This window comes from Corynebacterium sp., from assembly GCF_030532325.1.
Classification (GTDB): Bacteria; Actinomycetota; Actinomycetes; order Mycobacteriales; family Mycobacteriaceae; genus Corynebacterium.
Genome location: NZ_JAUNLS010000008.1, coordinates 21834 through 40977, shown reverse-complemented (window position 1 = coordinate 40977; position 19144 = coordinate 21834). Strand labels below are relative to the sequence as shown.

16 protein-coding genes and 1 tRNA gene are annotated in these 19144 nt (G+C 64.1%); 9 read left to right on the top strand and 8 right to left on the bottom strand.

What is annotated here, in order from left to right:
- Positions 1–83 precede the first annotated feature (83 nt).
- The 5 genes from Q4E25_RS05970 to Q4E25_RS05950 all read left to right on the top strand — a co-directional run bounded on the left by Q4E25_RS05970 (position 84) and on the right by Q4E25_RS05950 (position 6204).
- A complete protein-coding gene (locus tag Q4E25_RS05970) occupies positions 84–1679 on the top strand; it encodes an ATP-binding cassette domain-containing protein (RefSeq protein WP_303155113.1) in 1596 nt (531 codons plus the stop codon).
- Positions 1606–3378: an ATP-binding cassette domain-containing protein gene (locus tag Q4E25_RS05965; RefSeq protein WP_303155111.1), complete on the top strand. Its 1773-nt coding sequence runs from the start codon at positions 1606–1608 to the stop codon at positions 3376–3378. The genes Q4E25_RS05970 and Q4E25_RS05965 overlap by 74 nt, the downstream gene beginning before the upstream one ends.
- 214 nt (positions 3379–3592) lie before the next feature.
- Positions 3593–4771 carry an ADP-forming succinate--CoA ligase subunit beta gene (gene sucC / locus Q4E25_RS05960; RefSeq protein WP_303155109.1) on the top strand — a complete coding sequence of 393 codons (1179 nt, stop codon included), beginning with the start codon at positions 3593–3595 and terminating at the stop codon, positions 4769–4771.
- Positions 4772–4773: 2 nt separating this feature from the next.
- Positions 4774–5652 (top strand): succinate--CoA ligase subunit alpha, encoded by an 879-nt coding sequence (gene sucD, locus Q4E25_RS05955; RefSeq protein WP_303155106.1) that lies wholly within the window; start codon positions 4774–4776, stop codon positions 5650–5652.
- Positions 5653–5718: 66 nt separating this feature from the next.
- Positions 5719–6204: a MarR family winged helix-turn-helix transcriptional regulator gene (locus Q4E25_RS05950; RefSeq protein WP_303155103.1), complete on the top strand. Its 486-nt coding sequence runs from the start codon at positions 5719–5721 to the stop codon at positions 6202–6204.
- On the opposite strand, the gene Q4E25_RS05945 is transcribed toward Q4E25_RS05950, so the two are convergent.
- Both Q4E25_RS05945 and Q4E25_RS05940 read right to left on the bottom strand, forming a co-directional pair.
- A complete protein-coding gene (locus Q4E25_RS05945) occupies positions 6201–6746 on the bottom strand; it encodes a DNA-3-methyladenine glycosylase (protein ID WP_303155100.1) in 546 nt (181 codons plus the stop codon). The two genes, Q4E25_RS05950 and Q4E25_RS05945, sit on opposite strands and share 4 nt — an antisense overlap.
- Positions 6747–6763: 17 nt before the next feature.
- Positions 6764–7651, bottom strand: coding sequence for a polysaccharide deacetylase family protein (locus Q4E25_RS05940; protein ID WP_303155098.1), 888 nt, complete (start codon positions 7649–7651; stop codon positions 6764–6766).
- A 231-nt stretch (positions 7652–7882) separates the two neighbouring features.
- Between Q4E25_RS05940 and Q4E25_RS05935 the strand changes: the two genes are divergently transcribed.
- A tRNA-Ala gene (locus Q4E25_RS05935) sits at positions 7883–7955 on the top strand.
- 266 nt (positions 7956–8221) lie between these two features.
- Here the strand turns inward: Q4E25_RS05935 and Q4E25_RS05930 are convergent.
- The 5 genes from Q4E25_RS05930 to Q4E25_RS05910 all read right to left on the bottom strand — a co-directional run bounded on the left by Q4E25_RS05930 (position 8222) and on the right by Q4E25_RS05910 (position 13233).
- Positions 8222–8725, bottom strand: a complete 504-nt coding sequence (locus tag Q4E25_RS05930) for an N-acetyltransferase (RefSeq protein ID WP_303155096.1) — start codon at positions 8723–8725, stop codon at positions 8222–8224.
- A 32-nt stretch (positions 8726–8757) separates the two neighbouring features.
- Positions 8758–10533: an ABC transporter ATP-binding protein gene (locus Q4E25_RS05925; RefSeq protein WP_303155093.1), complete on the bottom strand. Its 1776-nt coding sequence runs from the start codon at positions 10531–10533 to the stop codon at positions 8758–8760.
- Positions 10530–12104: an ABC transporter ATP-binding protein gene (locus Q4E25_RS05920; RefSeq protein ID WP_303155091.1), complete on the bottom strand. Its 1575-nt coding sequence runs from the start codon at positions 12102–12104 to the stop codon at positions 10530–10532. Before Q4E25_RS05920 ends, Q4E25_RS05925 begins: the two co-directional genes overlap by 4 nt.
- A gap of 50 nt (positions 12105–12154) precedes the next feature.
- Positions 12155–12358 (bottom strand): hypothetical protein, encoded by a 204-nt coding sequence (locus tag Q4E25_RS05915; protein ID WP_303155088.1) that lies wholly within the window; start codon positions 12356–12358, stop codon positions 12155–12157.
- 152 nt (positions 12359–12510) lie between these two features.
- Complete coding sequence (locus Q4E25_RS05910) at positions 12511–13233, bottom strand: hypothetical protein (protein ID WP_303155087.1); 723 nt, start codon at positions 13231–13233, stop codon at positions 12511–12513.
- Between the two features lie 288 nt (positions 13234–13521).
- Here Q4E25_RS05910 and Q4E25_RS05905 point away from each other — a divergent pair, with 288 nt between their 5' ends.
- From Q4E25_RS05905 to Q4E25_RS05895, 3 genes are read left to right on the top strand one after another with little or no spacing between them, the layout of a single operon-like run.
- Positions 13522–14460 (top strand): methylenetetrahydrofolate reductase, encoded by a 939-nt coding sequence (locus Q4E25_RS05905; RefSeq protein WP_303155085.1) that lies wholly within the window; start codon positions 13522–13524, stop codon positions 14458–14460.
- On the top strand, positions 14457–16742 hold the full coding sequence (gene metE, locus Q4E25_RS05900; protein WP_303155082.1) for a 5-methyltetrahydropteroyltriglutamate--homocysteine S-methyltransferase: 2286 nt from the start codon (positions 14457–14459) through the stop codon (positions 16740–16742). The genes Q4E25_RS05905 and metE overlap by 4 nt, the downstream gene beginning before the upstream one ends.
- Positions 16743–16779: 37 nt before the next feature.
- The gene (locus Q4E25_RS05895; protein ID WP_303155079.1) at positions 16780–18414 is read left to right on the top strand and encodes a dihydroxyacetone kinase family protein; all 1635 of its coding nucleotides are present in this window, start codon (positions 16780–16782) and stop codon (positions 18412–18414) included.
- On the opposite strand, the gene Q4E25_RS05890 is transcribed toward Q4E25_RS05895, so the two are convergent.
- On the bottom strand, positions 18411–19070 hold the full coding sequence (locus tag Q4E25_RS05890) for an HAD family hydrolase (protein ID WP_303155076.1): 660 nt from the start codon (positions 19068–19070) through the stop codon (positions 18411–18413). The two genes, Q4E25_RS05895 and Q4E25_RS05890, sit on opposite strands and share 4 nt — an antisense overlap.
- Between the last annotated feature and the right edge of the window lie 74 nt (positions 19071–19144).

The following is a 19144-nucleotide window of genomic DNA, read 5'->3' as shown; positions in this document are numbered from 1 at the left end:
CAGTCATTCTCGTGGATTGGAACTATTAGCAAGAGCTAAGACTCTACCCCCTTATCCATTTCACTAGTGGTGAGGTGCAATAGTTGGGTACGATTGAAAAATTAAAAACATCAGTTATCGAGGTTCGAACTCGCGTCCTTGAAACCAACTCAGGTCTCGCATGGGCTTTTCAGCTGATACGGCTTTATCCCTTCCGAGGAAGTCTGTTTGTTGTCCTGACTAGTGCCGTGGCAGTTGTTTCGATCGCCTTCTTTCCGGTCGCTGGAAGAGTGATTGACATCTTCGTAGCCACGGGAGAAGTTTCCGCTCTTGATGCAGCTCTTGTTGGGGGGATCGTCGTATGTGCCGTTGTTGGCCCGCTTCTTATTGATTATGTAGTTCAAGGGCTTCAGCTAGATCTTCAAGTGAAGGCGTTGGAACACGTGCCAATGCTTGTGGGCAGGCCTGACTACACACCTCGTGCTTTCGTTAGCGATACCCAGCAATGGTGGTTTCGTGAATGCATTGCGCTGGCTGGCGAAGTATTCAAGATGCGGCTTACTTCATTGGTTGCGTTATTCTTTTTGATCCAGTGGAATATTGTTTGTGCGATGTTGCTCGCAATGGCATTCATTGTGAATGGACATTATTTCCAGCGTTGGCTTGAAGTAGAGCCAGAGGACATATCGGCAAAGAATAGCTACGCCCAAGATCTAGTATCCCAAGCTCATGCCGGAAGAGTTGACTTTGTCCATCTGCGTGCATTTGGCTTTCTTTCGTCTCTGTTTAGAAAGCGAGCGCGCGAGGTTTCCGCGATGTCACTTCAGGTACGTCAGAAAGCGTTGATACCGCTCATCTTCAGCAACGTAGCTGAGGTAGTTGCACTTGCGATTAGTTGCTCTGTTGTTATCTCCCAGTCTTTATCAGGCACAGTTTCACTGGGATTGGTAGCGAGCACTATTCCGCTGATGCTCGCTCTTGAGGGGTTGGGGCCAACCGGTGATTCCGGAGTTGCTCTTGCAAAGTCCACGCGAGTGTTGCGGGAGATCTCCAGTGGATTGTCGTTTGTCCGAGAGGATCACCGAGAAGCTAACTCGCCGATAGCTGAGCCCGTCGGATTGACAATGAAAAACGTGACTTACAGTCGGCAGTCTGAGCCTATTCTTGTCAATGCTTCATTGGAAGTTCTGCCGGGCGAGTTAGTTGCCCTGACTGGTGCGAACGGGGCGGGAAAGTCAACAGCCTTATCTCTTTGTGCTGGTTTGCTTGTTCCGGACAGTGGTGAAGTTTGTGTGGCCGGAACGCCGGTAATGGCATTTCAGGATCCCCCACGCTTTCCATTGCCTTTGAGAGACAGCTTTTTGAAGAGCGAAACACCGCCACGAGCATTCCCACTCTGCGAGCTGGTGAACTTTGATGCTGATCCCCGCAAGGGCTTGTCTGGTGGGCAATGGCAACGTCTGCACTTGGTGCGTACTCTTCTCCATGCCGCAGAGCACGACGGTGCTGTTCTCTTAGATGAGCCGTGCCGGTCCTTGGACACTGCGGCGACGCGTGATTTCTTCGAGCATTTGAACGCGATTAGGCAGCAAAACCCGTCGCTCATTGTCGTCTTCAGTACTCACGATGCGCAAGAAACGCGGTACGCGGATCGAGTGGTGGAGATTTCGGGAGGCAGGTTCCATGCGCAAGTATCCTGATACGCCGCTGCAACGAATGGGCTTTCTCTTTGTGCAGGGGTGGAAGTTAGCGCCGAAGCACATGGCGATTTCTGCTGCTGAAATCGTTTTTAGTTTTCTCTTGGTCGTTCAGGTGTGGCTGATTGAGTGGATTACCAGGGAAATCCTAGAGAGAAGCCCTATTCAGGCATTAACTGCTGGCGTGGTATTGGCCGTATTGACCGGGATGTCTACTACTCTCGCGGCCGCGGGAACAAATGCACGCCTGTACGTGGTTGACGTTTTTAATAATCACAGTGATGCAGCGACTTTAGATTCCATGGCAGGTGCCACATCTCTAGAGGACTTTGAGAATTCCGCTCGACAGAAAAGTCTTGCACTTGTCAATCAGCGGCGTGGTGACGTTGGGAGGGGTTTGAACAGCTGGTTTGTGGCGCTTTCTAATCTGGCAAGCTTCGCGTCAATTGTTGTCGCTGCATGGGTTATTAGCCCGTGGTTGCTCATCCCAGTGGTGTTGAGCCTGGGGCAGGCGGCAATTGGGTTTGTTGCACAATCGCGGATTGAGCGAAGTGCCGATTCCGAAGCATCTAAGTTGGCTAGAGCTCATCAGTTAATAGATTGTCTAACAATGGGGAGGGGCGCCGATGAACTTCGACTACTCGGAGCACAGCAGCTGTATAGCAAGCACATTGTGAAACATGCCCGGGAGTGGGTGAATCCGCAACGCAGAGCTCTCGTTCAAAGCTTCATGTTGAGCTGTTCAGGGCTCGTTCTAGTGCTCGCCGGCCTGGGCTTAGCCGGATTCATGATGCTCCACTATGGCGCCTACGGTGTGCCTGAGATTGCCGCACTGTTGTTCCTTACGCCTCGAATCATCGGCGGTGCAGACATGGCGTTCTATACAGCAGCGTCGTTGCATTCGACTGATATGGCAGTTCGTCGTTGGGTAGATTCGCTAGTGACGCCCCACGCCATGGAGGCGGAGTTGCCACAAGAATCGAGTGGAAAGGGCTGTGAACTCGCCGCTGGTGATCGGTATGACGTTCTCATAGACGATGTGTGCTACGCATTCGCGAATGGGCACGAGCATGCTGTGAAGACGGCTTTGAGGCACGTCAGCATCCAAATCCCAGCGGGTACAACGGCTGCAATCGTGGGGCCAAATGGCTCTGGAAAAAGTACATTAGCGCAGATTATTGCAGGGGTTCGCGTGCCACAGTCTGGTGCCGTTCACGTGGCTACCGGACGCGATATCCGTTATGTTCCCCAAGACCCAAAGTTCTTTACAGGAACTCTTTCTGAGAATATCGAACTGGATAACCCTCCAGTAGTGAGCAAAGATGCTTTGGCTCTCATGGCTAGCAGGTCGATGCAGGATCTGACTGTGAAAAAGAATCTTCGGCCAAACAATGCCTCCGAACAGGACGAGTTTTCGGATTTGTCCGGAGGGCAATGGAAACGAGTTGCTTTAGCGCGGGAAACGCATCATAGCGATAGTGACGTCATTGTGGTCGACGAACCCGAGTCCGAGTTGGATACTCAGGGACTCTCCGAGCTTCGGAGGTGGCTTCTCACTACGCCCTGTGGGGAGAAGGAAATCCGGATAATCGTGACGCATTCGATGGATACTGCCCAAAAATGCGATTGGATCGTGATGCTGGACGATGGCGAAGTTCGCTACTGCGGTCCACAAGAAAAAGCTCCGCCCTTGATCCGCTAAACGGCTTCTTAGATGACAGCGGGTGCCCCCAACCGCGAATGTGGTGAAGAAATGCTTTCCGCCGAGCCCGTGCAAAGTGCCTGCTTGGGGGCGGATTGTGCCCCGTTGCTTTGCCTGTGAATATTCTTTGCAGGATTGGTGCGAAGTATTTTGCATCGCTGTCGCCTTTTCGCAATTCTTGGGAGCACCACGTACTGCAACAATGGGAGGGACAGTGGATCTCTACGAGTACCAAGCTCGAGACCTCTTCGAACAACACGGCGTGCCCACGCTGCGCGGCATCGTTGCCACCTCAGCCACGCAGGCGCAGGAGGCGGCGGCGAAGCTGGGGACCCCGGTGGTCGTCGTCAAGGCGCAGGTGAAAACCGGCGGGCGCGGCAAGGCCGGAGGAGTCAAGCTGGCGCACAGCCCGGCCGAGGCCGCTAAGAAGGCCGATGAGATTCTGGGGCTGAAGATCAAGGACCACACCGTGCGCAAGGTGATGGTGGCTGAGGGAGCGGAGATCGCCGAGGAGTATTACTTTTCCATCCTGTTGGACCGCACCAAGCGCCGCTACCTGGCGATGCTCTCCAAAGAAGGCGGCGTGGAGATTGAGAAGCTCGCCGCCGAGCGCCCCGAGGCACTCATCAAGCGCAGCTTCTCCCCGCTGGATGGGATGACCGATACGCTGGCCCGCGATATGGCCTACGAGGCCGGGTTCGATGAGGCAGACGTGGCCGCGCTGGTGCCCGTGTTCAAGAAGCTCTACCAGGTCTATACCGCAGAGGACGCCACCCTGGTGGAGGTCAACCCGCTGGTCAAGACCGCGCAAGGGGAGATGATCGCGCTCGACGGCAAGGTGAGCCTCGATGACAACGCCGCCTTCCGCCACAGCGAGCACGCTGAGCTCCAGGATCACAGCGCCACGGACCCGCTGGAGCTCAAGGCCCAGAAGATGGGGCTCAATTACGTCAAGCTCGATGGCTCCGTGGGGGTCATTGGCAACGGCGCGGGGCTGGTGATGTCCACCCTGGACGTCGTGGCCTACGCCGGAGAGGATCTGCCCAACCAGCCCAAGCCGGCGAACTTCCTGGACATCGGAGGCGGCGCCAACGCGGAGGTCATGGCCAACGGGCTCGAGGTGATCCTGGGAGATCCGCAGGTGAAGTCCGTCTTTGTCAACGTCTTCGGTGGGATCACCGCCTGCGACGAGGTGGCCAAGGGCATCGTGCAGGCCTACAAGATCCTCGCTGCAGAGGGAGTGGAGCCCAAGCCGCTGGTGGTGCGCCTCGACGGCAACAACGCGGAGCTGGGCCGGAGCATTCTTGAGCGCGCCCACCTGCCCAAGCTGGAGCAAGTACCCACCATGGACGCCGCGGCCCGTAAAGCCGCTGAGCTGGCGAATGAGGAGTAAACATGTCAATTTTTCTTAACCAGGATTCCCGCATCATCGTCCAGGGCATGACCGGCTCCGAGGGCATGAAACACACCCGCCGCATGCTGGCCGCGGGCTCCACCATCGTCGGCGGGGTCAACCCCCGCAAGGCCGGCGAGCGCGTGGAGATCGAGGGCCAGCAGATCCCCGTCTTCGGCAGCGTGCGCGAGGCCATGCAGGCCACCAGCGCCAACGTCAGCGTCATCTTCGTGCCGGCAAAATTCACCAAGGACGCCGCCGAGGAGGCCATCCGCGCGGGCATCGAGCTGGCCGTCATCATCACCGAGGGCGTGCCGGTCAAGGACACCGCGGAGCTCTACGCCCTAGCGCGTGAATCCTCCACCCGGATCATCGGCCCCAACTGCCCGGGCCTGTACACCCCGGGCCAGTCTAATGCCGGGATCATCCCGGCCGATACCGCGCCGAATCCCGGGCCCATCGGCCTGGTGTCCAAGTCCGGCACGTTGACCTATCAGATGATGTACGAGCTGTCTGACATCGGCTTTAGCACCTGCGTGGGCATCGGCGGTGATCCCATCATTGGCACCACGCACATTTCTGCCATCGAGGCCTTCCAGAATGATCCGGAGACCAAGGCCATCATCATGATCGGCGAGATCGGCGGCGACGCCGAGGAGCACGCTGCGACGTACATCAAGGAGCACGTGACCAAGCCGGTGATCGCCTACATCGCGGGCTTTACTGCCCCGGAGGGCAAGACCATGGGCCATGCCGGGGCGATTGTCTCCGGCGGCTCGGGCACGGCCGAGGGCAAGAAGGCAGCGCTGGAGGCCGCCGGGGTCAAGGTGGGCAAGACGCCGTCGCAGGCAGCGCAGTTGGTGCGGGAGGCCCTCGCTTAGGCCTGTTGGGTTCCCAGCCGCCTGAATGCTTTAGGGCTGAACCGTTCATTGCTAGAATCAACGACCATGTCCGAGAAGCAAGAACCGTGGCTCGACGAGGATGAACTTTCCGCGTTTGTCTCCCTCATGAGCGTGAGCATCCGCCTGACCAACGTCCTTGACGCCCAGCTGCGTGATGACGCCGGCCTCAGCTTCTTCGAGTACACGGTTCTCTCCCGGCTCTCCGAGGCCGAGAACCGCGAGATGCGCATGCGGGATCTCGCCCTGACCGCCAACGGCTCGCTCTCCCGGCTGAGCCAGGTGGTCAGCCGCCTGGAAAAACAAGGCTGGGTGAGCCGCCACCCCGATCCGCACGATGGCCGCACCACGATTGCGCAGCTTAGCGACGCCGGCTGGCAGAAGGTCCTCGCTACCGCCCCCGGCCACGCGGCGCAGGCACGCCGCAGCGTGGTGGATAACCTGAGCCACGAGCAGATCTGCCAGCTGCACGAGATCAACCGGCGGATCATTGAGGCCATCGAGAACGACGAGCGCTACGGCGGGCGCTACTAGCGCGGCAGGCCCCGGCGGGCAGACACGCTCTTATCAAAGGGGATCCAGAAGCGCAGGGCGGCCTCGGTGTTCTTGGAGATCCCGATGCGCGGCCCGCGCACCCACTCCGGCTCCTCATCCCTTTCCGTGAGCTGCACCGGCGTGCCGTTATCCTCCAGGGTCAGCCCGAGGGCTTTGCCCAGGTTTCCCGGCCCGCGCGCGAGGTTGAAAAAGTCCGTGTCTCCGCGCCGCGCACGGGCGGCCTCCACGCCGTCAATCACCTCGCCGCCGCGCAGCAGGCATCCTTGGCCCGTGCCCTCGGGCGCGCACACGATATTGCCGTTGCGGTGGATCCCGTACGAGGCATAGACGTAGAGCCTGCCTGGCGGGCCAAACATCGCTGCGTTGCGCGGGGTCTGGCCCCGGAAGGTGTGGGAGGCCTCGTCGGCTTTACCCAGGTAGGCCTCCACTTCCGTGATGCGCACGCTGACACCTTTGTGGTGGATTACCGCCCCGAGCAGCTGCGGGGCGACGACGTCAGCGGGCGCGGAGAAATCAATCATGGGCAACGAGGGTGACTCTAGCGGCGGTAGTACTCGGTGCCGGGCACCGGGTTGGGCACGAGGGTATCAAGGTTTACCGGCTCCAGCCCCTTGGCGCGCAGCCCGTCGATGACGCAGTCCGCTGCCTCCACGGTGGTGGGGTGGATATCGTGCATGAGGATGATGGCGCCCGGTTGCGCGCCCTCGACGGCAGCAGCGCACACGTGCTGGGAGTTGCGGTCCTGCCAGTCCACGGTGTCCACGGACCACAGGGCCTGCGCTTGGCCGTTGGCCTTGGCTGCGGCCTTCACGGTGCCGCTGGTGGCCCCGTAGGGCGGGCGCATCCAGCGCGGGTTATTGCCGGTCGCGGCCTTGATGGCGGCGGTACCCGCCTTGATCTCGGTATCCACCTCGCCGGGGGAGATCTTGGTGAGCTCTTGGTGGTTGGCGGTGTGGTTGCCCACGGTGTGGCCCTCGGCCTTCATGCGGCGCAGAAGGTCTGGGTGGGAGTTGGCGTTGGGGGCCAGCACCATGAAGCTGGCGTGGGCCTGCTTTGCCTTCAACGTATCGAGCAGCTGGTGGGTGAGGTCGCTCGGGCCGTCGTCGTAGGTGATGGCCACGCAGTTGGAGCAGGTCTCATCCGCCACGGACTGCTTATTCGGCCCTGCGGTCTGAGCGTTGCGGGGCTGCTGTGGCTTGGGCGAGGCAGGCGTGCGCGAGGAACCCGCAAACACGGGGCTGTTCTGTAGCTCCTTGGGCAGCGCGTTGTAGAAATCCTGCTGGGCGCGGTCGAAGCCTTCCTGCAGGTCCTGCTGCACGTTGGGCAGCTTCGGCGCCGGCAGGGCGGGCAGTGGTTGGGCGGTGGCTGTAGCCGGGAGTGCGGCTGCGGCGGCAAAGGCGAGTGCGGTGGCAAGAATTCTGCGCATGACAACCTTCCGGAGAAACTTTGACGGACCACTCATTGTGGCCCGCCCGCCGGAAGAAAAGCCCACGTGACACGCAACAGCAGTGAAAATTGTTAATCAATGTGAACAAGATGACATAAATCCTCGCCCCGTGCCGTCACCCCACGCTCCCACCGCCACCCAAAAGGAGGCTGATTTTTCTCCCCTCCACCGGCAGGAGTACGCTTACTATCTGTTGAGCGATGAGCTCTTGGGGCATTAGCTCAGTTGGTAGAGCGTTGCGTTCGCAATGCAAAGGTCAGGGGTTCGATTCCCCTATGCTCCACAACTTAGAACCTCCCTTTACCCGTTTAAACAGGTAAAGGGAGGTTGTGGCTTAAGTGATACATGCGCGTCTGGTGGCTGTGCCGTGCGCGTGTCTTCGCTCCGATTGGGAAGTCCTAGAAGACTGAACCTGGATAGCTGAACCTGGATAGCTGAACCTCGACGTCGCCAAGCGCGGCGAGTTCCGATGCGAAGAAAGCCACCAGCAGGTTCAGCTATCCAGGTTCAGCTTTTTGGATCCGACTCTGGGGGTTCGACTCTGTGGGATTAAGCCTCGTTCCCGTCCTCGTCAGCGTCAGAGTCAAAGCGCTTGACCAACACCACGTGGCCCTGGCTCTCGCCCACGGCGACGAAGCCCATGTGCACGTAGAGGCGGTGGGCGCGCTCGTTGGCCAGGGCCACGGACAGTGAGATGCCGGGCGCGCCCATCTCGCGGGCGAGCTCGGTGGCGGCGTCGATAAGCATGGTGCCCACGCCCTGGCCGCGGAAGCGCGGCTCCACCGCGATGGCCAGCTCCGGGATGCCCTCGGCCACGTGACCGTAGCCGTGGCTGTCCTCCGTGCCCCAGTTCAGCCACACGCCGCCGGCCGGGATGTGGCCCTCCCAGGCGATGAAACCGCCGCGCGCGGGCTCCCAGTCCCCGAGGTAGTACTCGAAGTCGATCTCAAACTGCTCGGTGAGCTCCGCGTGCTCGTCACCGAAAGTATCGGTGAGGAAGTTGATGCGCGCGAGATAGGTGCGGTCTGCTTCAGACAAGGGAGAAAGATGCATGCCCTCTAGGATAAGACCGCCAGGCTCCGCTGCTACCCGCGGGCCCACTGCGCGTAGGCAGCGGCGTAGCGCCCGCCCAGTTCCATGAGGCTGGCATGCGTGCCGTCCTCCACAATGCGCCCGTGCTCCATGACGATGATGCGATCCGCCTCCCGCGCTTGGTCCAGGCGGTGGGCCACCACCAGGCTGGTACGGCCCTGGGTTACGGCGCGGGCGGCGGCCTCCAGGGCCGCGGCGTGCTCGGAACCGGCCTCCGAGGTGGCCTCGTCCATGATGAGCACCGGCGGATCCCGCAGAATCATCCGCGCCAGCGAGATCTGCTGGGCCGCCTCGGCACCGATCTCCTCGTGACCGGCGCCGATCTTCGTGTCCAGACCCTCGGGCAGCCAGCGGGAGGACTCGTCCAGGCCCACGGTGCTGAGCGCGGACCACAGCTGCGCGTCGCTCGCCCCCGGGGCGGCCAGCAGGAGATCCTCGCGCAGGGTTCCGGAAAACAGGTGCACCTCTTGGGTGATGAGCGCGACGTGCGCGGTGAGCCAGGTGTTGGGAACTTCGGCGGTGGGGACATCGTCAAGCAGAATGCGTCCCGCGGTGGGGTACTGCAGGCCCGCCACCAGCGCGGCCAGCGTGGACTTGCCGGCTCCCGAGGTGCCCACCAGGGCGGTGGTGGTGCCCGGGGCCAGGGTGAGGGAGACTTCGGAGAGCACCTCCGCCCCGCCGGGGTAGTGGAAGCTGAGATCCTCAACGCGCACGGCGGGTGCGTGGTGCAGTGCCCGAGGTGCGGCGGCCTTCTCGCTGTCATCGATGAGCGCGAGCGCCACGGCGCGGCCCAGGGCGGTGGCTGCGTGCTGGATCTCCCCGGCGAAGAAGAGGACGTTGAACACGTGCACCTCCAGGCGCATGATGAGCAGCACCGCCGCGGCGGCCTGGCCCTGGGTGACCCAGCCCCAGGAGACCATGGGCACGGACATCGCCAGGGTGCCCAGCAGCAGCGTGCCGAAGGCCAGCGAGCCCTGACCGATAATGCGGTTGATCACCGGAATCTTGTCACCCCAGGCCTGCACGGTGTCCCAGGAGAAACGCTCCATGCGGCGGCGCGCCCAGCCGTCCAGGGCAAACACCCGCAGCGTATCCAGGGCGCGGATGGTATCGAGCAGCACGGAGTTGCGCCGCGCCTCCGCGGAGGAGACCTCGTTGGTCACCGTGGGGATATCGCGCAGTGTGACCCTGATGAAGGGGTACATCAGCGCGCCCACCAGCAGGAAGATCAGCGCGTAGGCCGGGTGGATAAACAGCACCGTCACCATGGTGATGGGCAAGATGAACACGGTGATGGCCAGGCGTTGGCCAATCATGGACACGGTGGTGGTGACGGTGTCGATGTCCTTGGACAGGCGGGTGATCACGTTGCCCGTACCCAGCTTCATGATGGAGGGCACCGGGGCGGTGAGCACGGCGTCGAGTGCCGCGCGGCGCAGATCCACCGCCAGGCGGCGGGTGTGGGCGTTGATGAGATAGCCGCCCAGCACCTGGCCGGTGACCTCCACCAGCATGGAGGCCGCGATGATCGCCACGGCGCCGATGATGGCCTCGCGGCCCGTGCCCAGCACCGGAAGCTCAATGCCGTGGATGATGTCCACCACGCGGCCCAGCACCTGGGAGGCAAGATTCATCATGACGATGGTGACCGCAAAGACCCCGGTGATGAGCCAGAGCTGCCCGCGGCGGGGCGCGGAGGGCAGAGTGGACACAAAGCGCCAGGATTCCCGCGGCGAGGCGGGGGCTAGTGCATCGGCTCGCGAGCTCACGGCACCACCACCTCCCTGGCGTGGGCGGCCCACGTGGCCGCCGAGGTGATCACCACGGTGACGCGCTCGGCGCGCAGCGCGCTGACGTGCGTGGCCACCTCCACCAGGGTCAACGCATCCAGGCCCGTGGTGGGCTCATCGAGGACGAGGACCTCCGGATCCGCGGCCAGGGCGCGGGCGAGCGCCACGCGCTGGCGCTGACCGCCGGAGAGGTTGAGGCCCGCCTCCCCGATGGGTGCTGCGGGTAGCTCGCCCTCGGGGCCGAAGCCGCCCAGGCGGGTGACGATGTCCTCGCAGCAGGCGGCCTGCAGCGCGGCGCGCACGGCCTCGGGGCTAGCAGTGCCTTCTGGGTTGATGTTGTCCGCCAACGTTCCCTCCAGCACGGAGACCCGGTGGGGCGGGCACAGCGCACCGTGTGCAGAGAGGTAGCGCGTCCAGGCCTCCGCGCGGGCGCGGGAGGCGGCGGTGTCCGGCATCCACACGTGCAGGCCTGGGCCCAGCGCCGGCGGTGCTTCGCAGCTGGCCTGGGTGGTGTCCGCGAGCTCGGCGAGCAGCTGAGCAATGCGTTCCACCGAGGCCCGCCCGCGCGCCCAATATTCGGTGAGGAAGCCCAGGGAATGCCCCAGCACCGTCAGCGCCGGGGGAACCAGCATGGTGATGGCCATGAGCTCGCCGGGTTCCATCTGCCCGGAGTAGGTGCGCCACACAGACCAGCTGAGGATGACGATGCAAAATACGGCGGGCACCATCTGGCGTAGCCAGGCCAGCACGTTCACGCGCTTGAGCTCGCGCAGTGAGGCCTCGAGGGCCTCCTCGGCGGCGGCCCCGAAGCGCTGCGCCACCACGGAGTGGGCACCGAGGCCCTTGAGCACCCGCGCGCCCTGTGCGTAGTCGGTGGCCAGCGAGAGCGCCACGTTATCCTTGGCGCGGCGCACGGCGGCGGCGCGGGTCAACGGCCCGGCGGTGAGCCAGGAGACTGCCGCGGTGGAAAGCGCGCCCACGAGCAGGCCTACGGAGACCACCCAGGAGATGGGGGCCAGGCTGATGACGGCCCCGGCCAGGTAGCCCAGCATCATGACGGGGAAGTTGAGGATCTGCTTGAGCTGGCCCACGTAGTCGGAGTCCGAGTCCATGGTGTTGAGCACGCGGCCCGGGCTGAGGCGGCCGGGAGTGGAATCCACCAGCCTGCCGAGCAAGCCTAGCCGCAAGGTGTGGGTGGTGCGGGCCTGGCTGAGATCCGTGAAGGCATCAGCGGAGGCCTCGGTGACGTAGAGGATGTAGAGAATTAGCGCGCTGAGCGCGATGGGCAGCCCCAGTGTGGCCCACGAGGGGGTGGCAAAGGCGTGCTGGGTGGCCTGACCGATGATCACGGAGAGCAGCGCGCTGAGCGGCGCGTTGATCACGCTGGAGATAATGACTCCCGCCACGCCGGTGCGCTGCGCCCCCAGCAGGCGGCCGGTGGCCGCGCGGGGCCGCGACCAGTCGGTGGTGCTGATGAGCGAGGTCTCGCCGTGCGGAGGGGAATCGGGGAGATACCACGCCCACGTTCTCATGCGGGAGGGGTGTGCCATGGCAGATTATGTTATCTGCGGGCACTTATGAGTGCAGTGGTTTTGGGGGTTTAGGCCAGGTGGTAGTTCGCAACCTCGTAGCCGTTGAAGGTGCGCTCGACGCCGGCATCGTCGACGGAGCGGAAGGTGGTGCCGTTCTCAATGGCAAAACGCAGGTTGTCAACGCGGGAAGAAGGATCGCCAGCCACTGCGCCCGCCGGGAAATAGAAAGTGTTCCCATCCTTGAGCTTGACAATGAGGGACTCGAAGCTCACTCACATTCTCCTTGTTCGCTGCAGCTATAGTTCTCAGCTGATTCAAACAGCTGCAGCGACCAAAGATCAAAGCATTGAGATCTAGGCAACGTTAGCCTTACCCCCGCAAGGGGAGCCTGGCCAGCGTTGGTAGTGGCTTCTGCGTGCTTTTTCTATTTTTCTTCCTCAGTGTGCAGGCGGTGCTTGCCCTCGTCCTCACGATCATCGGTGATGCGGGAGGTGTCCTCGGCGCGGTGCTGGGCCAGCTGCTCGTCGATGGAGTTGAGCAGTTCCTCGTCGCGCTCCACCACGCCTTCCTCGGCGAGGTCGGATTCCTTGAGGTCATCCTCGGTGGTGGAGGTGTAGACCAGCGTGGAGCCCTCGGTGGCGGAGTTGGCGCCAAAGTCCTCCACGCGCGGCGGGACCTCGGAAGGCTCCTCCTTGCGGAAGAAGAAGTAGTACACCGCGGTACCCACGGTGGCCACGAGGGCCACGATGGCGGCGATGGGCCAGAACTTACGGGACTTCTTCTTGCCGGTGGCCTTGGCCAGCTTCTTCTCCACGCGCTTGTTGATCTTCTTGGACTCCTTGCGGGCCTTCTTGCGCGCGGCCTTGGAGCGCTTGGTGGCCTCGTCCTTGGCCTCCTCGCCGTAGTTCTTGATCTCCTTGAGCGCGCGCTCCAGGCGGTCGTGTGCGGCCTTGGTGACGGCACCGGCCTCGCGGCGGGCCTCCGGGAGGACGTCGCTTTCGAAGTCGTCGACGCGATCCTCCACGCGCGCGGCGGCGGCCTCGAGGGCGTCATAAGCCTCGCGGGCCTTCTCATCGCGGAAGTCCTTGAACTTGGTCCACAGGGAGGAGGCGAGGGAGGCGGAGGTGCTCAGTAGGGCGGGGTTCATAGAACGCTCCTTTGGCGTGTGTGGGCTTGTCTTTATCGGATTCTCTCCCGCCCAGCGTAGTGGGGTGCTGCGGTCACCGCCACCACTTCGCGCAGGTCCGCGGCGGATCCTCCACCCACTAGACAGCTTGGTATGTAAATGGGGGATTTTTATTCACGTCAATTCCCTGCAACCCCGCAGTTGCCAGCCCTTTATTGGTATCACCATTGGATTTTTGCTTCCTCGCTACTAGACCGCTTGGTACATTTCCCAGCTAAGAAAAGCACTCAACCAGGGAGGAAGGCCACCATGTCACCGCGACTCTCCGCCTCCGCACCCCTCGATACCTACGAGGAGGCGCGGCCAAACGCCCCGCGCCGCACGGCGTTGTCCTTCGAGGTGATCCCGCCGCGCCACGACGCCGACGCCGCCAAGATCGACGGCCTGCTGGCTACCCTCGAGGCCTACCACCCCGATTACATTGCCGTGACCAGCTCCCAGCGCTCCGGCTGGCTGGAGGGCACCGCCCAGTTCATCAACCGCATCTCCCGGGACACGAGCATGCGCCCCCTGGCGCACCTGGCCTGCACCGCCGGCACCGAGGCCGAGCTAGCGGTGTGGATAGACAGGCTTGTCGATGCCGGCGTGCGCGGCCTGCTCGCCCTGCGCGGCGATCTGCCGGAGGCGGGCATGCCCCCTGGCCACCTGCAGCACGCCGACGCGCTGGTCAAGCTCATCCGCGCACGCGAATCCCAGCAGGTGGCACGCCTGGCCGCGGGCCGGCTGGCGGTGGGCGTGGCCTGCTATCCCAACGGGCATGCCGAGTCCCACAACTCCGACGAGGACTTCGACGTCCTGCTGGCCAAGCAGCGCCTTGGGGCGGACTTCGCCATCACCCAGCTCTTCTTTGAGGCCGAGGACTACGGCCGCTTCCTGCAGCGGGCCCGGCTGGCCGGGGTCCGCATCCCGCTCATCCCGGGCATCATGCCGATGACCAGCCAGGCCCGGGTAGAGCGAATGTGCCAGCTGTCGGGGCTGGAGGCGCCCACCCGGGTGCTGGACCAGCTTGCGGCAGCACGCTCACCGGCCGAGGAACACGAGATCGGGATGCAGCTCACCGCCGAGCTGGCCGCCGCGGTGCTGCGGGCCGGCGCCGATGGCCTCCATATCTATACACACAACAACGCCACCACCACCCAGGACCTTCTCAGCAGGGTCGGCATCACCAGAAACGGAGAAGAACAATGAGCACAACAACGAACAGAGCACAGTTTCCCACCACCACCATCGAGGGCTACCCGCGCGTTGGCGCCCACCGCGAGCTGAAGAAGGCCCTGGAATCCTATTGGTCCGGCGCCATCGACGCCGAGACCTTCGAGTCAGCAGCGCATTCCCTGCGCCTGGATACCTACGCCCGCCTGAAAGAGCTGGGCCTGAGCGAGGATTACGCCATCCCCGCCGACGTGGCCTATTACGATCACGTCCTCGAAACCGCCCTGACCGTGGGCGCGGTGGAGGGTGAGACCCTCGATGACGAGTTCCACCTCGCCCGCGGCAATCAGGACACCGCCCCGCTGGAAATGACCAAGTGGTTTGACACCAACTACCACTACATCGTCCCGGAAATCGCCGATGACCAGGCGTTCACGCCCCACCCGCAACGCGTGCTCAAGCTCATCGAGGAAGCCCGCGCCGCCGGCCACGCCATCCGTCCGGTCCTCGTGGGCCCGGTGACCCTGCTGGCGCTGTCCAAGCCGGCTGATGGCGCCAGCTCCGCGCCGCTCGATCACCTCGACGCCGCCGTGGACTCCTACCTCAGTGTTCTCGAGGCCGTGCACGAGGCGGGCGCGGAGTGGATCCAGCTCAGCGAGCCCGCGCTGGTGGCCGATCTTGCCGCGGCTGACGACGCCACACTGGCCAGAGCTCTCACCCGCGCCTACACTCGCATCCTCGCCGCGGAAAAGCGCCCGCAGATCTACCTGACCACCCCGTATGGCTCCCTGCGCGCCGGGCTCGAGGCACTCGCCTCGCTGCGCCCCGAGGCTGCCCAGGTGGATCTCTCCGTGGGCACCCTCGCGCTGGATCCCGGCTACCTCGAGCGCGTGCGCGCCCTGGGCGAGGCCGGCATCCACTTGGCCGCGGGCCTCATCGACGGCCGCAACGTGTGGGCTGCCAACCTGCGGGATCTGCGCGAGAAGCTCGAGTCCCTGCCCGCCGGCACCTCCGTGACCACCTCGGTCTCCCTGCAGCACGTGCCGCACACCGTGGCCGCGGAGACCTCCCTGCCGGTGGACGTGGCCACGTGGTTCGCCTTCGCCGATGAGAAGGTGGCCGAGGTCGTGGCCCTCAGCGCCGGCCCGCTCGACGCCCCGGAGGCCTACGCCCAGGCGGATCGCGCCGTGCGCACCCGCGCTGAGTCCTCCCGCACCCACGACGCCGCCGTGCAGGAGCGCACCGCGCAGCTGCCCACCGGCACCGTGCAACGCGAGCCCGCCTTTGCCGAGCGCTCCGCCGCCCAGAAGGAGCTGGGCCTGCCGCAGCTTCCCACCACCACCATCGGATCCTTCCCGCAGACCAAGGACATCCGCGCCGCCCGTGCCGCCCACCGCGCCGGCGAGCTTGACGATGCCTCCTACACCGAGGCCCTGCGCCGCGAAATCGCCCACGTTATCGAGCTGCAGGAACGCCTGGGCATCGACGTCCTCGTGCACGGCGAACCGGAGCGCAACGACATGGTGCAGTACTTCGCCGAGCTTCTCGAGGGCTTCGTGGTCACCGAAAACGGCTGGGTACAGTCCTATGGCTCCCGCTGCACCCGCCCGCCGATCGTCGTCGGCGACATCTCGCGCCCCACGGCCATGACCGTGGAGTGGGCCGCGTACGCGCAGTCGCTGTCGAAGAAGCACGTTAAGGGCATGCTCACCGGCCCGGTGACCATCCTGGCCTGGTCCTTCGTGCGCGATGACGTGCACCAGTCCGTCTCTGCGGATCAGCTGGGCATCGCGCTGGCCGATGAAGTCCGCGACCTCGAGGAGGCGGGCATCGACATCATCCAGATCGACGAGCCCGCGCTGCGCGAGCTGCTCCCGCTGCGCGCCGAGGACCGCGAAGCCTATCTGCAGTGGGCGGTGCGCTCCTTCCGCCTGGTCTCCCTGGGCGCCAAGCCGGCCACCCAGATCCACACGCACCTGTGTTACTCGGAGTTCGGCCAGATCATCGACGCCGTGGCCGCGCTCGACGCAGACGTAACCTCCATCGAGGCTGCGCGCTCCCGCATGGAGCTGCTCGCGGACATCGATGAGAAGTTCCACTCTGAGATTGGCCCGGGCATCTACGATATTCACTCCCCGCGCGTGCCTTCGGTGGCGGAAATCGCCGAACTCATCCGCGCCGCGCTGAAGAACGTGCCGGTGGAGCGCCTGTGGGTCAACCCGGACTGTGGCCTCAAGACCCGCGGTTACGCCGAGACCGAGGCCTCCCTGCGCAACATGGTGCTCGCCCGCGACGAGGTGCTGGCCTCCCTGCAGTGATCTGAAGGAAAGCCAGCGACGTGACTAGTGTGGTGCCATGAGTAACACCACGCACACGTCGTTCCGCAACGCCGAGGAGCGCTTTCTGCCGGATGCGCTCGCCGGCTTCATCGCCAGCCACCCGGACGCCCGGTGGCACGAGGCCGGCTTCATCGGGCAGGATAGTCCCCTCCGCACCGCCGAGGGCGAGCCCGCCGTCGCGCTCATCTCCGGCGGCGGCTCCGGCCACGAGCCCATGCACGCGGGTTTCCTGGGCGCGGGCATGCTCGCCGCGGTGTGCCCGGGCCTGCTCTTTACTTCCCCCAACGCCGTGCAGATCACCGAGGCCACGAAGTGGGCGGATCAGGGCCGCGGCGTGGTGCACATTGTGAAGAATTACACCGGCGACGTCATGAACTTCTCCGTCGCCCGCAACTCCGCGCCCGGGGTGGATACCCGCGAGGTCCTCGTGGCCGATGACGTGGCTACCGACGGCAACGAGGACGGCCCCGGCCGCCGCGGCACCGGCGCGACCATCCTGGTGGAAAAGATCGCCGGGGCCTCCGCCTACCGCGGCGACGACCTCGACACCGTGACCCGCCTGGCGCGCCGGGCCGCGGAGAATTCCCGCAGCATGTCCGTGGCCCTGCACCCTGGCTTCATGCCCACCACTGGCCGCGAGACCTTCGACCTCGACGCCGGCTCCATGGAAGTGGGCGTGGGTATTCACGGCGAGCCCGGCACCCATTCCGCCTCCGTCGAGTCCGCGGCAGACATCGTTGAGCACCTGCTGTCCAAGATCGTCTCTGCCCTTGCGCTCGAGCGCGGCGATGAGGTGGTGTGCCTGGTCAACGGCCTGGGCGGGGCCACTCCGCTGGAGCTTAGCCTGCTCTTTGGTGAGGCCTCCACCCAGCTGGCCGCCCAGGGCATCCGCGTGGTGCGCTCCCTGGTGGGTTCCTTTGTCACCTCCGTGAACATGCACGGCGCGTCCATTACCCTGCTCAAGGCGGACGCTGAAACGCTCGAGCTTCTCGACGCCCCCACCTCCGCCCCTGCCTGGCCCCGCGTCCTCGGCACCGAGAAGGCTGTGGCCAGCGCCGACATCACCTTTGAGGACGAGCTGCCCGCCGAGGGCGAGGAGAATCCCTGGCTCAGCGCCTTCGTGGCCCGCCTGCAGTCCTCCTTCGACGAGCTCACCGAGCTCGACCGCCAGGCCGGCGACGGCGACTTTGGTCAGAACATGGAGGCGGCCTTCGGTGATATCGAGCTGCCCTTGCGCGGCGAGCAGTCCGCCATCCTCCGCGGCTTGGCCAAGCGCCTGCTGGTGCGCGCGGGCGGCACCTCCGGGGCGGTCTTCGGCACGCTCTTTACTGAGCTCGCCCGCGCCGAGTCCCTGGCCGCTGGCCTGAACAACGCCGTGTGCGTCATCTCTGAGCTGGGCGGCGCCACGCTGGGGGATCGCACGATGCTGGATGCCCTCATTCCCGCCGCCGAGAAGGCCACCGAGATTGGCACCACCATCGATACTGACGAAGCACACCTCGCCGCTCTGTACGAGGCCGCCCGCGCCGGCGCCGAGTCCACCGCCGAGCTCGATGCCAAGAAGGGCCGCGCCTCCTACCTGGGCGAGCGCAGCAAGGGCGTGATTGATCCTGGTGCGCTGGTGGTGAGCTGGCTCTTCAGGGCCAACTAGGAGGGCTGACCATAAGGAAACAGCAGCTCGTCGAGTGAGCTGATATCCCCGGCGCCACCGCGGTCCAGATGAAGTGCGTGGAGTCCGGCAGCGCGGGCGCCGTGGACGTCGTTAGGCAGTGAGTCGCCCACCATGAGGGTCTCGGCGGGATCGCTGCCCAGGCTCGCGCAGGCCTCGAGGTAGGCGCGCTTATCCGGTTTGGGTGCGCTGAGATCCGCAGTGGGGAAGAGGTGTACTCCCGGCAGATCGAGCTTGCCCGCCCGCAGCTTTCCGCTTTGAAGTTCGCGGGAGCCGTTGGTGAGCACCCCCACCTTGAGGCCCGAGGATAATGCGCGGCGCAGGGCGGGAAGGGCATCGGCAAAAGCCACCCAGTTGCACTGGTAGGCGGCCAGGTAGCCGTCGTAGAGCGCGAGCGCGTGGGCCTCGTCCAGCTCCGCGCGGCCCAAGAATTCCCGGCAGCGCTGTGCGCGCTGGCCGTGGTAGGTGACCTCCCCGCGCTCGTAGGCGCGGAACCACGTGCGCTCAATCTCCGCGAATCGCTCGTGCTGGCCTTGCGCCACACCAAGCTCGCGGCACCACTCATCCAGACCCGCGGCCATGGCGGCGTGGTGGTCCATGAGGGTGTCATCGAGATCAAAAAGAACTGCGCGTATCACTCGTTACACACTACGGCAGCCGCCCCCGATCGCTCAGGGCGTGTCCCCATCCCAGCGCAGGCCGGGAAAATTCC

Bases quoted from the DNA above. Each gene is read 5' to 3' on its own strand.
- Q4E25_RS05965 (WP_303155111.1), top strand. From the start codon at position 1,606: ATGCGCAAGAAACGCGGTACGCGGATCGAGTGGTGGAGATTTCGGGAG.
- sucD (WP_303155106.1), top strand. From the start codon at position 4,774: ATGTCAATTTTTCTTAACCAGGATTCCCGCATCATCGTCCAGGGCATG.
- Q4E25_RS05950 (WP_303155103.1), top strand. From the start codon at position 5,719: ATGTCCGAGAAGCAAGAACCGTGGCTCGACGAGGATGAACTTTCCGCG.
- Q4E25_RS05945 (WP_303155100.1), bottom strand. From the start codon at position 6,746: ATGATTGATTTCTCCGCGCCCGCTGACGTCGTCGCCCCGCAGCTGCTC.
- Q4E25_RS05940 (WP_303155098.1), bottom strand. From the start codon at position 7,651: ATGCGCAGAATTCTTGCCACCGCACTCGCCTTTGCCGCCGCAGCCGCA.
- Q4E25_RS05930 (WP_303155096.1), bottom strand. From the start codon at position 8,725: ATGCATCTTTCTCCCTTGTCTGAAGCAGACCGCACCTATCTCGCGCGC.
- Q4E25_RS05920 (WP_303155091.1), bottom strand. From the start codon at position 12,104: ATGGCACACCCCTCCCGCATGAGAACGTGGGCGTGGTATCTCCCCGAT.
- Q4E25_RS05910 (WP_303155087.1), bottom strand. From the start codon at position 13,233: ATGAACCCCGCCCTACTGAGCACCTCCGCCTCCCTCGCCTCCTCCCTG.
- Q4E25_RS05905 (WP_303155085.1), top strand. From the start codon at position 13,522: ATGTCACCGCGACTCTCCGCCTCCGCACCCCTCGATACCTACGAGGAG.
- metE (WP_303155082.1), top strand. From the start codon at position 14,457: ATGAGCACAACAACGAACAGAGCACAGTTTCCCACCACCACCATCGAG.
- Q4E25_RS05895 (WP_303155079.1), top strand. From the start codon at position 16,780: ATGAGTAACACCACGCACACGTCGTTCCGCAACGCCGAGGAGCGCTTT.